The following is a 14764-nucleotide window of genomic DNA, read 5'->3' on the forward strand; positions in this document are numbered from 1 at the left end:
ACCCGGGGTGGCGGGCGCGGGGGTCGTCCAGCGGAACCGCGACCCCTTCGCGAGCCGGCCCGGGTCGAGCCGTTCGGCCGTGAGGACCGGGGGCTGCCAGGACGGCCAGCGTTCGACGTCGGTCTGGAGCTTCCAGACGGTGCTCAGCGGCGCCTTGACCAGCACGTCGGACGTGTAGCGGATGCGGGCGTCGGCGTCGACGCCACGGCCGCCGCACCGGGACGGTTCCCCGTGGTGGGCCGCCTGCGCGACCGGGACGGCGCTCGTGAGGACGCCGGTGACGGCGAGCGAGACCGCGAGCGCGCGGGGGCGGGAGATGCGGGACATGGTGTTCCTCTCGTGGTGACGGTCGGTCGGGGTCCGGGTCTGCTCGCTACGGGTGGAGGACGACCTTGCCGGCGACGGTGCCGGACTCGGCCAGCCGCAGGGCGTCGGCGACGCGGGCGAGCGGCAGCCGGGCGGCGATCTGCGCGGTGACCTCGCCGCGCTGGAGGGCGGCGAAGACCTGGGTGAGGTCGGCGCGCAGACGGGCCCGGAAGCGGTTCCTGGACAGGGCCCTGCCGGCCCACACGTTGAAGAAGAGGGCGCGGCGGCGGTTGGGCAGGGCGTTCCACAGCCACACCCGGCCGAGGAGCTTGAGCACCGGCCACTGCTTGGAGCCCTCGGCGTCACGGGTGGCGGCGGTGCCGTACGACACGAGCGTGCCGCCGGGGGCGAGCAGGCGCCAGGAGTCGACGATGCCGCGCCCGCCGACGTGGTCGAAGACGGCGTGGACGCCCTCGCGCGGGGCGAGTTCGCGGATCCGTGCCGCGAGGTCGTCGGCGCGGTAGTCGACCGGGACGACTCCCCGCTCCCGGAGGGTGTCGTGGTGGCGCGGGGAGGCCGTACCGATCACCTGGGCGCCCGCTGCCAGGGCGAGCTGGACCAGGACCGAACCGACACCGCCGTTGGCGCCGTGCACGACGACGGTCTGCCCGGCGCGGACGCGGGCCTTGCGGTGCAGCATCTGCCAGGCGGTGACGCCGTTGACGACCAGGGTCTCGGCCTCCGCCGCGCCGATCCCGTCGGGCACCGGCACCACGTCCGCGGCGTCGACCAGCACATGGCTGGCCCAGGCGCCGACCTTGACCAGGGCGGCGACCCGGGTGCCGGCCAGGTGCGGATCGACGCCCTCGCCGGTCGTCAGCACCGTGCCGACGAGGTCGTAGCCGGGGACGAAGGGGAAAGGCGGCTGGTCGTAATAGCGACCGCGCCGCATCTGCTGCTCGGCGAAGGAGACGCCGGTGGCCTCCATCCGCACCACGACCTGGCCCGGGCCCGCGGCGGGGACGGTGCCGTGCCGGAGCTCCAGCCCCTCGGGCTCGACCTTGCCCGGCAGAACGACCTCGACGAGTTCTTCGGTGTTCATGACGACCTCCACACGGACGGCTGGCTGCACGCGGCCGGTTACTCGGCCTCGCGTTCGTTAGAAGTTATAACTGCACGCGTGGGGAAGTGTCAATAACTTCAGTGATAGCCTCTAACCATGGTGAAATCGGAAGCGAAGACCCCGCGCGAGCGCTACCGCGCCCAGGTGCGCACGGAGATCAAGGAACGCGCGTGGGAGCAGATCGCCACCGCGGGCGCGTCCGCGCTCTCCCTCAACGCGATCGCCAAGCAGCTCGGCATGAGCGGACCCGCGCTGTACCGGTACTACGCGGGGCGCGACGAACTGATCACCGAACTCGTCAGGGACGCGTACCGGAGCCTCGCCGACACCTTCCGCACGGTCTCCGCCCGGCCCGGCGCCGACGTGACCGTGCTGGCCGAAGCCCTGCGGACCTGGGCCCTCGCGGACCCCCACCGCTACTTCCTCATCTACGGCACCCCCGTCCCCGGCTACCACGCGCCCGACGACATCACCGCGATCGCGTCCGAGATCATGGCGGCGCTCCTCGACGCCTTCACCGGGCTGCCGCCGAGCGGCCGGGAGACTGCGTTCGACGCCCACCTCGACGAGCACCGGCACTGGGCGGGCGGCCATCCCGCCCCCACCGCGGTCCTCCACCGGGCCCTCACCTTCTGGACCCGGCTGCACGGCACCCTGTCCCTGGAGCTCGCCGGCCACTTCACCGGCATGGGCTTCGACCCCGCGCGGTACTACGCCGCCGAGCTGGACGAGCTGACCGGTCCGGCGGACGACGCCACGATGTGACGTTCGTCGTGCCGGCGGATTTCCGGGGCCTCCACTGCCGCGCCGCCCACCGACGCCCGTGACGGCGGCGGAACAGCCGTCATGGGAGGTCACAGGGGTGCGCAGGGCCCGCACGGGAGGTAGGTCACGCCCGAGGGACCGCAATATCTGTGCCGGCAAAATGAGAAACAGGGCCGGGACGCGAAACGTATTCCCCGAACGTCGGCCGAATCAAAAATCATCGCCCACGCAGGGCCGATGACCCCGTGCTACTGTCGATCTCAGTTGCAGGTGTGGTTGCCACAAGGTTCATTTCCGACGGGCTAATCAGCACGGCGACACGGAATGCACGCAGGGTGCGTTCCGAAACCGCCTCCGAAGGAGATATGACATGGCTACCGGCACCGTGAAGTGGTTCAACGCGGAAAAGGGCTTCGGCTTCATCGAGCAGGACGGCGGCGGCGCCGACGTCTTCGCCCACTACTCCAACATCGCCACCCAGGGCTTCCGTGAGCTGCTGGAAGGCCAGAAGGTGTCGTTCGACATCGCGCAGGGCCAGAAGGGCCCGACGGCCGAGAACATCGTCCCGGCCTGATCCCGGCACCGCCGCGCATCTTTTCACAGCTGGGGCCCGCACCTTGGGGTGCGGGCCCCAGCTCGCGGTTTTTTCAGGGCATTTTTCGGGCCCTGCATTTCAGGCACATCGCCTCCGGCTCGTTCTCGCGATTCTCTGCGCCGCTCACCGGCTGCGGGACTTCCTTGACACGTGCCGCATCAAGGAAGGTTTCTCTCGCATGAACCGCACACGCTCTTATTCCGCCCGAGGCCGCTCCGGCGGTCCCCGCCGCGCTTCCGGGCCCCACGGAAACCGGCAGACCGTCTCGGGTGAGTTCGCACCGCCCAGGACGATCACACCCGCGCTGCCCGCGGTCGAGACGTTCGCCGACCTCGCCATGCCGGCGGGGCTGCTGGCCACGCTGGGCCACGAGGGCGTGACCGTGCCGTTCCCGATCCAGGCGGCGACCCTGCCGAACTCCCTGGCCGGCCGTGACGTCCTCGGCCGCGGCCGCACCGGCTCGGGCAAGACGCTCGCCTTCGGCCTCGCCACCCTGGCCCGTACGGCCGGACGCCGTGCCGAGCCGCGGCAGCCGCTGGCCCTCGTCCTCGTCCCCACCCGCGAGCTCGCCCAGCAGGTCACCGAGGCCCTCACCCCCTACGCCCGCTCCGTGAACCTGCGGCTGGCCACCGTCGTCGGCGGCATGTCGCTGGGCAGGCAGGCCGGTGCGCTGCGCGCCGGGGCCGAGGTGGTCGTCGCGACGCCGGGCCGGCTCAAGGACCTCATCGACCGGGGCGACTGCCGACTGGACGAGGTGGCGACCACCGTCCTGGACGAAGCCGACCAGATGGCCGACATGGGCTTCATGCCCCAGGTCACCGCCCTGCTCGACCAGGTACGCCCCGACGGGCAGCGCATGCTGTTCTCGGCCACCCTGGACCGCAACGTCGACCGGCTGGTGCGCACCTACCTGCACGACCCCGTCGTCCACTCGGTCGACCCCTCCGCCGGCGCGGTCACCACGATGGAGCACCACGTCCTGCACGTGCACGACGCGGACAAGCACCGGACGACCACCGAGATCGCCGCCCGCGACGGCCGCGTGATCATGTTCCTGGACACCAAGCACGCCGTAGACCGGCTGACCAAGCACCTGCTGAGCAGCGGCGTCCGCGCCGCGGCCCTGCACGGCGGCAAGTCCCAGCCCCAGCGCACGCGCACCCTCGCCCAGTTCAGGACCGGGCACGTGACCGTGCTGGTGGCGACCAACGTGGCGGCCCGCGGCATCCATGTCGACAACCTCGACCTGGTCGTCAACGTCGATCCGCCCACCGACCACAAGGACTACCTGCATCGCGGCGGCCGTACCGCACGCGCCGGCGAGTCCGGGAGCGTCGTCACCCTGGTGACCCCGGCCCAGCGCCGCGGCATGAGCCGGCTGATGGCCGCGGCGGGCATCAGTCCCCGGATCGCCCAGGTGCGTTCCGGCGAGGCGGAGTTGAGCCGCATCACCGGGGCCCAGGCCCCGTCCGGCGTCCCGGTCGTCATCACCGCCCCGCAGGCGGAACGTCCGCGCCGCGCGTCCTCCTCGTCCCCGTCCCCGTCCCGGGGCCGTCGCGGCCGTAGGGGCCAGGCGGGCCAGGGCCGCCCCGCGGGCGAGGCGGCACGCCGCGGCGCACCACGACGGACCGGCTACGACTCCGCCGCCTAGGCGGCAGTGCCGCCGGCCCCCGCACCCACCCCCCTTTCCAGCAGGAGGCACCCATGACGCCGACCCGGACGCAGCACGCGGTCCTCGACCGGCCGGGGTCCGGACCCCGGGTCAGTGACGACATGACGGTCGAGGTGGCCCTGTCCCTCATGGCCGGTGCCCGTGTCGACCACCTCGTCCTGTGCGACGGGGACGAGCAGCGCACGGGCCTGGTCACCCTGGCCGGGCTCGCCGTCCTCCGGGACAGTGCCGCCTACACGGACCGGCTCCGGCTGCGGGACGTCGTGTGAGCCCCGCCCGCTGATCCGTACCCCCGCGGCCGCCTTGCGGTCCGCCCGCCCAGCCCGAAGGGGCCCCGCCGACGCGCGTCGGCGGGGCCCCTTCGTCGTGTGCCCGGGAGCGAAAATCCCTGCGTCCCTCGAACACCAAAATCTGCTCTTGTCAGAGTAGACATTGGCTCCTGACGGGGTTACTGTTTTTCTCGTAGACGAGGTTCAGAGCAAGGACGGAGGAGCAGACGCCATCAGGATCGCCCGGCCCGATGTTCTCGGCCCGGGTACCGCAAGACCCCGGATTGGATGGTGGTCCCCGGTCACGCAGCCGCGATCCCCGCACCCCGCCCGTCATCGGGCCGGGTAGCGGAAACAGAAGGTCGGCACAGCATGAGGGCCGACAGATGGTGTTGAATTCCCTTCGGGGCCCTGGTGCCGTACGGCATCGGGGCCCCTCGACGCGTTGCACAACGAGGTGACATGGCAGCAGATAACCCACTCGGCGATCGCCTGGACGACGACGACTACCCCGCGTACACGATGGGCCGTGCCGCGGAGATGCTCGGCACCACCCCGGGCTTCCTCCGGGCCATCGGCGAGGCCCGGCTGATCACGCCTCTGCGCTCGGAGGGCGGACACCGCCGGTACTCCCGCTACCAGCTGCGGATCGCCGCCCGTGCCCGTGAGCTCGTCGACCGGGGGACCCCGATCGAGGCCGCCTGCCGCATCGTCATCCTCGAGGACCAGCTGGAGGAGGCACAGCGCATCAACGCCGAGTACCGCCGTGCCGCGAAGGCGGGCGCCGATGGTCCGGAGTCCCGCGCCAGCTGAGGTGTCACCAGCTCACGGCGTCGTCCATCGACTGCTGCCAGTACGTGACCGCCAGCGAGTCGTCGACGTAGACGCCCTTCGCGGGCAGTGACGGGCGGGCGCCGGTGCCGACGCTCTCGCTGCCGGAGCGGCCGTGGAAGTAGACGGCCAGGGACTTGACGGTGTGGCCGTTCGCGGCGCTGCCGTCGGTGGCGGACAGGTTCACGGAGGCGTAGCCGGACTCGCCCGGCGCGAGCGTGACGACCGCCTGCGGCTGCGAGGCCTCGATGACCGGCGGCACGGACTGGGCCTCGCCGAAGCGGACCGCCGGGTAGCCGTACAGGTAGCAGGTCTTGCTGCCGGTGTTGGTGACCGTGAGCAGCATGTGGTTCACGGGACGGGTCAGCGGCGCGGCGACCGTCCTGGTGACGGAGCCCTCGCAGGTGACCGGCTTCCCGGCGGGTGCCTTGCTCACGGGGGTACGCGCGGTGGACGTCCCGCCGCCGCCCCCGGACCCGGTGCCGGAGGAGCCCGTGGTGGCCGAGGAGCCGGTGGAGCCCGTCGAGGCCGACTGGTCCGTGGTGGTCGAGGGGGCCGGGGAGTCCGGGGCCGCGCCCGGGGAAGAGGCCGTGGCGGAAGGGCTCGTGCCGGCCGCGCGGCCCTCGTCCTGGGTGCCCGTCCCGTCGTTGCACGCGGTCAGCGAGAGCGCGGCGAGGACGGTGGACGCGGCGGCGGTGAGGAGACGGGCGCGGGAGGTCTTGGACATGGTGCTGTGCCCCTTCGGAGTTCGGGTGGCGGTGGTGATTGGATGACCGAAGCTTGTGAGGTGATCCGTCCCGGCCGCCACGGGCAGCGGACAGTTGGGGACGCTGGAACGCCGAAATGGGCTGTGACCAGGGGGAACGCGCTCACCCTGGAATGCGTGACCGGGATGCGCGGGGTTGAGGGGAACGGGTGTCAGGGGCAACGGGGACCGAGCGGACGGAGGCGTTCGCGCGTCGGCTGCGGGAACTCAAGGACCGGTCGGGACTGAGTTACGGGACGCTCGCCAAGCGTCTGCACATGAGTACGTCGACGCTGCACCGCTACTGCAACGGCACCGCCGTGCCGGTCGAGTACGCACCGGTGGAGCGCCTCGCCCGGGTCTGCCGGGCCACCCCGCAGGAGCTGGTGGAGCTGCACCGGCACTGGATCCTCGCGGACGCCGAACGGGGGCGCAGGCCGGACCAGCCCGCGGCGCAGGCCCCTGCGGGCGGGACCGGTGCGGACGGTACGGAGGACCCGGACCGTCCGGCGAGCACGGAGGCCCCGGAGAGCGCGGAGGCCCCGGAGAGCACGGAGGGGACGCACCGGACCGAGGCCCCCGAGGACGGCGGTGAGCCCACGGGTTCTCCGCCCCACCACCCCTCCTGGCTCCGCCGTCGCCGCAGCGCCCTGATCGCCGCCGTCGCCGTGGCCTCCGCGCTGGGCGCCGTCGCGTTCGCCCTGAGCCCGACGATCGTCGGGGCCGGGGACACCACCGCGCCGACGTCCACCGGCGCCCCGGACGCCGGAGCCGCCGGCCGGCCTTCCGCCGCCCCGTCCGCCGACGGCGGCGGACACAGCCCGTCCGCGTCGGCCACCGCCTCCCCGACCGCGACCGCCGCTTCCGGGCACGCCGGAGCCGGCACCTCCCAGGGCGGCGGCGAGCCGGGCGCGGCCCGGTCCACCGGCGGCGCCACCGACACGGTCCCGCTCACCGTCGGCGTCCGCCCCTACGTCTACGAGGACCCGTGCAGCCAGCACTTCCTCGTCGACAGCGAGCCCGAGCAGGTCGGGCCGCCGGCCACCGAGCAGGACGCGCGGCGCTGGGCCGGCGCCTACGGGGCGGTCTCCTCGGGCGAGCAGCGGATCGCGCTCACCGTCCAGGGCACCGGTGCCGAGACCGTCGTACTGAACGCCCTGCACGTCCGCTTCCTCACCAAGGGCGCGCCGCTCGCCTGGAACGACTACTCGATGGGCGTCGGCTGCGGAGGCGGGGTCGGCACCAAGTCGTTCGACATCGACCTGGACAACGGCAGCCCCACCGTCACCGTGAAGAACGGCCAGCGCGACTTCCCGTACAAGGTGAGCGAGTCCGACCCGGAGGTCTTCTACATCAGCGCCCACACCAAGGCGCACGACGTGCGCTGGGACCTCAGCCTGGACTGGTCCAGCGGCGGCCGCAGCGGCACCCTCCACATCGACGACGCGGGCCGGCCGTTCCGCACCAGCGCCGACGTGGGCCGCCCCGGCTACGACTATCCGCTGGGCGGCGGCGAGTGGATCGAGCGGGTCGGCGGCTGATCCGGGCCTCCGCCGCCGTTCACAGCAGTTCGGGTTGCGGCTGCGGCGCGCGTTCCGGCTCGGTCGCCGGTTCCCAGCGGGTGACGGTCCGCAGATAGCCGTAGATCACCGAGCCCATCGCCAGCAGGAGCAGCGGGCCGGCCAGCCAGGGGTACTCGGCCATCCGCACCGGCAGGAAGCGGTACGACACCAGCAGCGCGACGAAGACCGCCGTGCCGTAGGCCGTCAGCCGCAGCCCGGACCGGTCCCAGCCGCGGTCGAACGAACGCACTCCCGCCTCGATGGTGAGGGTGAACACCACCCCGGCGACGAGGTCCACCCCGTAGTGGTAGCCGAAGCCCAGCGTGGCGCAGAGGGTGGCGATCAGCCAGAAGGTACCCGCGTACCGCAGGAGGCGGGGGCCCTTGCGGGAGTGGATGAAGATCGCGGTGGCCCATGCGGTGTGCAGGCTGGGCATGCAGTTGCGCGGGGTGACGCCGTCGAACGGGATGGCGTGCGGCGCGGATATCGGCGGCGGGGTCTGGGGCCACAGGTCCGCCACCGCCCAGTGCCCGTCGCTCGGTATCTGCGGCGACCACAGGGCGATCGACGCCCAGTGGTCGGTGCCGGTGCCGTAGGCGAAGACCGGGCCGACCACCGGGAAGATCATGTAGATGCCCGGTCCGAGCAGGCCGATCAGCAGGAACGTGCGCACGAGGTGGTGGCGGGGGAAGCGGCGCTCCGCCGCCACGTGACGCAGTTGGTACAGCGCGACGACCACCGCGGCCACCGCGAGCTGGCCGTAGATGGTGTCGAGGAAGTTGAAGCCGACCGCTCCGGTGGCCGTGACCAGCCGCCCCATCAGCCACGAGGGATTGCCCAGGGCGTGGTCGGCGTTCGCCAGGTACGGGTCGAGGACCAGGTGCCGGGACTTCGAGGTGATGAGGAGCCAGGAGTCACCGGTCTTGCGGCCGGCCACCAGCAGCAGGCCCAGGCCGACGCCCTTCAGCAGCAGGACGCGTTCCGGGCCGGTGCGGCGGGTGAGGGCGACGACCGCGCAGCCCACGATCACCCACAGCGCGCCGTTGCCGAAGGGGTGGCCGTGGGTCACCTCGATGTCGCAGACCCACCGGACCACCGCGAGGACGAGGTCGATGCCGAGCGCGGCGCCGAGCGCGACGAACCGCTGCCGCCAGGTCAGCACCACCATCGTCAGGGCCAGCCCCGCGTACAGCAGGGGGCCCGACTTGGGCGGGCTGACGAACTCCCGCGCCTGGGTGCCGAGCGGTCCGGGCAGACCGTAGTGGTGCGCGAGGCACTCCATCGCGACGAAGAACCCGAGGGCCACGACGGCCGCCACGGCCCAGAGTCTCGCCCGCGAACCCATCCGCGGTGGCATTTGTATCAATTCCAGCCAGTTTCACTAGATGCTCGTCAGAGAACCGCCCGCCCGACTGAGGAAGAGGGAACGATCGCGGTCCGGGTTCCTGTGTCCCCCCTGAGAAGCCCGGCTCACCGAAGATGCAGGGTATGACATCGCGGCGCTAATCGAACACCGCCCACCGGTCACCGAGGAGCCGCGGGCCGGCGCGGTCCGGGTGACCACACGTGTGGCGGATCACTGTGGGCGTCGGGGCGCCTCTCGTCGGCCTTGGACCGGGTGCGAAAGTCTGGTCTCGTGGCACCACATTTTCGGATACGTCGACCTCAGGGTCCGAGGGTCGCCATCGGCGCCGCGCCGCGCCGTCCGGGCCCGCGCGCTCGTCGACCGGGACGGTCCATGGAGGCGGCCCACCGCACAGAACGAGGGGGCGCGCCGACCGTCCGGACGAATAACTGTCACCGCCGCGACAGAATCGCGTGCGGGACGCGGCGAAGTTTTCGGGCCGGTCGCCACCAGAATTCGGGACGCCGTAGAGCCGCCCACCTACCGTGTGTTACCGTGATAAAAGTTGCAGTTTTGGTTTCCGGAGAATTCTGAAGTTCTCCGGCGTCTTTCCGGGTCTTCCGGAGGGGAGTCCATCGCGGCGACTCGGGTCCGTACAGTGCGGGTCCCGGCACTGCCCCCTAGGGAGATTCAATATGGCATCTGGCACCGTGAAGTGGTTCAACGCGGAAAAGGGCTTCGGCTTCATCGAGCAGGACGGCGGCGGCGCCGACGTGTTCGCGCACTACTCGAACATCGCCACCTCCGGCTTCCGCGAGCTTCAGGAAGGCCAGAAGGTTACCTTCGACGTCACGCAGGGCCAGAAGGGCCCGCAGGCCGAGAACATCGTTCCCGCCTGACGCTGACGCGTATCTTCACGGCTGGGGCCCGCACTCTTGGGGTGCGGGCCCTGTCCCATTGCCCCGGAAGAATCCGGCAGGTCGATGAACCTGTCGGCACCCAAGAATCTGACAGTCCGAAGAATCTGATTTTCTTCGTTTCTCCCCGGCTCTTTCTTGCGAATTCTCGTGCGGTTTCGCCGCGCCCCGGAGGAATTCCTCGACACGTGCCGCACGCATCGAGGAAGGGTTCCCTCCCATGAACCGCACCCGCCGTACCGGGACCAACGGGAACAGCACGTCCCGCCACCGCTCCCGCGGCGCGAGCCACCAGCGCTCCCGCCCGGCCGCCGCACCCCGCGGCGAGTTCACCCTCCCCACCACCGTCACCGAGGCCCTGCCCGCGGTGGAGGCGTTCACCGACCTCGACCTGCCCGAGCGCCTGCAGGCCGCGCTCCTCGCCGAGGGTGTGACCACGCCGTTCCCCATCCAGGCGGCGACCCTGCCGAACTCGCTGGCCGGCCGTGACGTCCTCGGCCGCGGCCGCACCGGCTCGGGCAAGACCCTCGCCTTCGGCCTGCCGCTGCTGGCCCGCCTGGACGGACAGCGCGCCGAGCCCCGGCACCCGCTCGCCCTGGTCCTCGTGCCGACCCGCGAACTGGCCCAGCAGGTCACCGACGCGCTCACCCCCTACGCGCGGGCGCTGCGGCTGCGCGCGGCCACCGTCGTCGGCGGCATGTCGATCGGCCGGCAGGCGTCCGCGCTGCGGGCCGGAGCCGAGGTCCTCGTGGCCACCCCCGGCCGGCTCAAGGACCTCATCGAGCGCGGCGACTGCAACCTGAGCCAGGTCGGCATGACCGTGCTCGACGAGGCCGACCAGATGACCGACATGGGCTTCATGCCCCAGGTCACCGCCCTGCTCGACCAGGTGCGCCCGGACGGCCAGCGGATGCTGTTCTCGGCGACGCTCGACCGCAACATCGACCGGCTGGTGCGGAACTACCTGCACGACCCCGTCGTCCACTCGGTCGACCCGTCCGCGGGCACCGTCACCACGATGGACCACCACCTCCTGCACGTCCGGGACGACGACAAGCACGCCACCGCCACCGAGATCGCCGCCCGCGACGGCCGCGTGATCATGTTCCTGGACACCAAGCACGCGGCCGAGCGCCTCGCCAAGCACCTGCTGTCGGTCGGCGTGCGGGCCTCGGCGCTGCACGGCGGCAAGTCGCAGCCGCAGCGCACCCGCACCCTCGGCCAGTTCAAGGACGGCCAGGTGACCGTCCTGGTGGCCACCAACGTCGCGGCCCGCGGCATCCACGTGGACGACGTCGACCTCGTCGTCAACTTCGACCCGCCCGCGGACCACAAGGACTACCTGCACCGCGGCGGCCGTACCGCACGCGCCGGCGAGTCCGGCACCGTCGTCACGCTGGTCCTGCCGCACCAGCGGCGCTCGGTGGACCGTCTGATGACCGACGCCGGCGTCACCGCACGGATCACCCGGGTCCGCCCGGGCGAGGCCGAGCTGAACCGCATCACCGGCGCCCGCACCCCCTCCGGCGTGCCCGTCGTCCTCCCCGCTCCCGCGCCCGCCGAGGCACCGAAGCGCTCCGGGGCCGCGGGACGCAACCGCAGCAGCCGCTCCGCGCGGGGCCGCCGCCGCTCCACCCCCACCAGCCGATAGCCGTACGACCGACTGACGGGCCCGGCGGCCGCGCCGCCGGTGTCCCCGTCGAGAAGGAGACGAACAGGGCCGCTCCCTGGCCGTTCTCACCGTCACGTCCCGACCGCCCCCCGTGGAGGCACCATGCGCATCGTCATCGCACGTTTTCCCTTCGACCTGACCATGAGCGAGGTCGAGAGGTCGATGGACGGCGTCCAGCCCGAACCCGCCACCGGCCTGTGCGTGACCGTCGGCCCCCACGTCTACCCGGTCAAGCAGGTCGGCCAGGTGATCACCCGCCAGGACCGCCGTGACTTCACCGCCAGTGAGGTGGGCCGGGCCCTGACCCGGCTCGGCTTCACCTGCCACGAGGTCCAGCCGCCCCGCCAGGAGGCCTTCAACGACCCGGCCGCGTCCCTCCCCTGGGCCGACACCCCGCTGGGCTGACGTCACCCGGGCGCCCGGCACGGCGGCCGCGGACCCTCCCCCGCGCGACTCGCCGCCGTGCGGCGCCCGGGATCATCGCGTTCCGTTCCCGGCCGCCGTCCCCTCGTGCGAGACTGCGGCTCCTCACGGCGGCGCCGCCGTGTCCCACCTGTCTCCGTCCGTCATCGCTTGAGCGGGAAGCCGCGCGGCGCGACGCTGGGAGCATGGACAGCAGGGGCGGCACACCCGGAGGCACCGTGGAGGGACGCGTACCCGAGGACCTCGCGGTCGTCGTCGACGCCGGCGGGACGATCACGGCGTGGAGCGCCGGGGCGCACCGGCTCCTCGGATACGAGGCCGAAGAGATCGTGGGACGGCCGGCGGCCGGACTGCTCGCCGCCGACCTGCCGGGGTCCGCGCGCCGCCACGTCGCCCAGGGCCGGAGCTGGGCCACCGAGGTCGCGCTGCGGCACCGGGCCGGCGGCCGGGTCGTCGTACGGCTGAAGGCGACACCGCTCGCGGACGGCGACGGCGCGCGGCCGTGGCTGGTGACCGCCGCCGCCCCCGAGCACATGGCCGGCCCCGTCGAACCGGACGCGGAGGCCCTGTGGGACCTCACGCTCGCGCAGCTGCCCGTGCCGGTGGCGGTCTACGACACCGACGCCCGGCTGGTGTCCGCCAACGAGGTCATGACCCGGGTGATGGGCCGCAGCGTGGCCGAGATGCGCGGGCTGACCCTGTGGGAGATCGAACCGAACCCGCCCTTCGACCTGTACGACCGCCTCCAGCGGCAGGTGCTGCGCACCGGTGAGCCGATCTTCCACGAGAACTACGGACAGGCCCCCGGCGAGGTCCGGGGCCACGCCTGGTCGATGTTCCTCTCCCCGCTGAAGGACGGGAGCGGAGCGGTGCGGGGCATGTCCGCGGCCGTCTTCGACACCACCGAGCAGTACTGGGCCCGCCGCCGCCTCGCCGTCCTCAACGACGCCAGCCTCCGCATCGGCAGCACCCTCGACGTGACCCGGACCGCAGAGGAACTGGCCGAGGTGGCCGTGACCGGCTTCGCGGACTTCGTCACCGTGGACCTGCTGGAGTCGGTCGCCCTCGGCGAGGAACCGGAACCCGTGCCGCCGGACCGGTCGGTCACGGTACGCCGTACGGCCCAGCGGTCCGTCCTCGACGGCTGCCCGGAGTCGGTGGTGCCGACCGGTGAGCAGACGTTCTACCCGGTGGGCACGCCCCCGATGCTGGCCCTGATCGCCGGCCGCGGCACCCGGCCGGAGACCTGGGACCCGGGGATGCGGGAGTGGGTCGACTCCTCCCGGGCCCGTGCCGAGTCCGTGGCCAAGTACATGATCCACTCGGTGATGATGGTGCCACTGCGCGCCCGCGGGGTCACCCTGGGCCTGGTGCACTTCCTGCGGCACCGTACGGCCGAGCCCTTCAGCGACGACGACCTGCTGCTCGCGGAGGAGATCGTCGCGAGGGCCGCGGTGAGCGTGGACAACGCCCGCCGCTACACCCACGAGCGCCGGACCGCGCTCACCCTCCAGCGCAGTCTGCTGCCCGAGCGGCCGCCGCGCCTCGCGGCCATGGACGTGGCGTACCGGTATCTCCCGGCGGGCTCCGGCGCGGACGTGGGCGGCGACTGGTTCGACGTCATCCCGCTGTCCGGCGCCCGGGTCGCCCTGGTCGTGGGCGACGTGGTGGGCCACGGCATCCACGCCTCGGCGACGATGGGCCGCCTGCGCACGGCCGTACGCACCCTCGCGGACGTGGACCTCGCCCCCGACGAACTCCTCACCCAGCTCGACGACTTGGTCGTCCGGCTCGACCGGGAGGAGGGCCCGGACACCCGCGACGGGGCCGCGGAGGCTTCCACACCCGGCGAGGTGGGGGCCACCTGCCTGTACGCCGTCTACGACCCGGTCTCGCGCCGCTGCACGATGGCCCGCGCCGGCCACCCGCCACCGGCCGTGGTCACCCCCGGCGGCGAGGTCCGCTTCCTGCACCTCCCGACCGGCCCGCCCCTCGGCCTCGGCGGCCTGCCCTTCGAGTCCGTCGAGGTGGAGCTGGCGGAGGGCAGCCTGCTCGCGCTCTACACCGACGGTCTCGTGGAGGCCGCCGACCGCGACATCGAGGTCGGCCTGAACCTGCTGCGCGGGGCCCTCGCCGACAAGTCGGGCCCGCTGGAGGAGACCTGCGACCAGGTCCTGCGGACGGTCCTCCCGGCCCGCCCCGCCGACGACATCGTCCTGATGCTGGCCCGCACCTCGGCGCTGGACGCGGCGCAGGTCCGCACCTGGAACCTCCAGCGGGATCCGGCGGCGGTGGCACGGGCGCGGAAGGCGGCGAGCGAACAGGTCACGGCGTGGGGACTCGGGGAGGCGTCCTTCGCGACGGAACTCGTCGTCAGCGAGCTCGTCACCAACGCCGTCCGCTACGGCGACGACCCCGTCGTCCTGCGGCTGATCCGGGACTCGGCGCTGATCTGCGAGGTCTCCGACGGCAGCAGTACGGCTCCGCACCTGCGCCGGGCGCGGGTCTTCGACGAGGGCGGGCGGGGGCTGCTGCTGGT

The 14764-nt window shown here is 72.5% G+C and carries 14 protein-coding genes; 10 read left to right on the forward strand and 4 right to left on the reverse strand.

Annotated elements, in window-relative coordinates; all coding sequences use genetic code 11:
* Positions 1–327, reverse strand: a 327-nt coding sequence (locus tag AOJ26_RS37665) for an SRPBCC family protein (RefSeq protein ID WP_199828914.1), incomplete at its 3' end; no start/stop codon positions are given.
* Positions 328–373: 46 nt separating this feature from the next.
* Entirely contained in the window at positions 374–1408 is a 1035-nt protein-coding gene (locus tag AOJ26_RS37670) for a medium chain dehydrogenase/reductase family protein (protein ID WP_053852852.1), read from the reverse strand.
* A gap of 117 nt (positions 1409–1525) precedes the next feature.
* On the opposite strand from AOJ26_RS37670, the gene AOJ26_RS37675 reads away from it, so the two are divergent.
* The 5 genes from AOJ26_RS37675 (at position 1526) to AOJ26_RS37695 (ending at position 5543) form a co-directional block, all read left to right on the forward strand.
* Positions 1526–2194, forward strand: a complete 669-nt coding sequence (locus tag AOJ26_RS37675) for a TetR/AcrR family transcriptional regulator (RefSeq protein ID WP_053852853.1) — start codon at positions 1526–1528, stop codon at positions 2192–2194.
* Between the two features lie 370 nt (positions 2195–2564).
* Positions 2565–2768, forward strand: a complete 204-nt coding sequence (locus AOJ26_RS37680; RefSeq protein WP_028799214.1) for a cold-shock protein — start codon at positions 2565–2567, stop codon at positions 2766–2768.
* Positions 2769–2967: 199 nt separating this feature from the next.
* Entirely contained in the window at positions 2968–4440 is a 1473-nt protein-coding gene (locus AOJ26_RS37685) for a DEAD/DEAH box helicase (RefSeq protein WP_179200427.1), read from the forward strand.
* A 53-nt stretch (positions 4441–4493) separates the two neighbouring features.
* Positions 4494–4730, forward strand: coding sequence for a CBS domain-containing protein (locus AOJ26_RS37690; protein WP_053852854.1), 237 nt, complete (start codon positions 4494–4496; stop codon positions 4728–4730).
* 462 nt (positions 4731–5192) lie between these two features.
* Positions 5193–5543 carry a MerR family transcriptional regulator gene (locus AOJ26_RS37695; protein WP_053852855.1) on the forward strand — a complete coding sequence of 117 codons (351 nt, stop codon included), beginning with the start codon at positions 5193–5195 and terminating at the stop codon, positions 5541–5543.
* Between the two features lie 4 nt (positions 5544–5547).
* Here AOJ26_RS37695 and AOJ26_RS37700 read toward each other — a convergent pair whose 3' ends face one another.
* Positions 5548–6288: a DUF4232 domain-containing protein gene (locus AOJ26_RS37700; protein ID WP_053852856.1), complete on the reverse strand. Its 741-nt coding sequence runs from the start codon at positions 6286–6288 to the stop codon at positions 5548–5550.
* A 188-nt stretch (positions 6289–6476) separates the two neighbouring features.
* Here AOJ26_RS37700 and AOJ26_RS37705 point away from each other — a divergent pair, with 188 nt between their 5' ends.
* On the forward strand, positions 6477–7847 hold the full coding sequence (locus tag AOJ26_RS37705; protein ID WP_053852857.1) for a helix-turn-helix domain-containing protein: 1371 nt from the start codon (positions 6477–6479) through the stop codon (positions 7845–7847).
* A gap of 19 nt (positions 7848–7866) precedes the next feature.
* On the opposite strand, the gene AOJ26_RS37710 is transcribed toward AOJ26_RS37705, so the two are convergent.
* The gene (locus AOJ26_RS37710) at positions 7867–9186 is read right to left on the reverse strand and encodes a phosphatase PAP2 family protein (RefSeq protein WP_179200413.1); all 1320 of its coding nucleotides are present in this window, start codon (positions 9184–9186) and stop codon (positions 7867–7869) included.
* A gap of 722 nt (positions 9187–9908) precedes the next feature.
* On the opposite strand from AOJ26_RS37710, the gene AOJ26_RS37715 reads away from it, so the two are divergent.
* The 4 genes from AOJ26_RS37715 to AOJ26_RS37730 form a co-directional block, all read left to right on the forward strand.
* The gene (locus AOJ26_RS37715) at positions 9909–10112 is read left to right on the forward strand and encodes a cold-shock protein (protein WP_007383480.1); all 204 of its coding nucleotides are present in this window, start codon (positions 9909–9911) and stop codon (positions 10110–10112) included.
* A gap of 238 nt (positions 10113–10350) precedes the next feature.
* Positions 10351–11781, forward strand: a complete 1431-nt coding sequence (locus AOJ26_RS37720; protein ID WP_053852859.1) for a DEAD/DEAH box helicase — start codon at positions 10351–10353, stop codon at positions 11779–11781.
* A gap of 123 nt (positions 11782–11904) precedes the next feature.
* Positions 11905–12207: an SCO5918 family protein gene (locus tag AOJ26_RS37725; protein WP_053852860.1), complete on the forward strand. Its 303-nt coding sequence runs from the start codon at positions 11905–11907 to the stop codon at positions 12205–12207.
* Between the two features lie 203 nt (positions 12208–12410).
* A partial coding sequence (locus tag AOJ26_RS37730; protein ID WP_053852861.1) for a SpoIIE family protein phosphatase occupies positions 12411–14764 on the forward strand: 2354 nt, incomplete at its 3' end.

The organism is Streptomyces sp. NRRL B-24085 (assembly GCF_001282115.1).
In the GTDB taxonomy this organism is placed as follows: Bacteria; Actinomycetota; Actinomycetes; order Streptomycetales; family Streptomycetaceae; genus Streptomyces.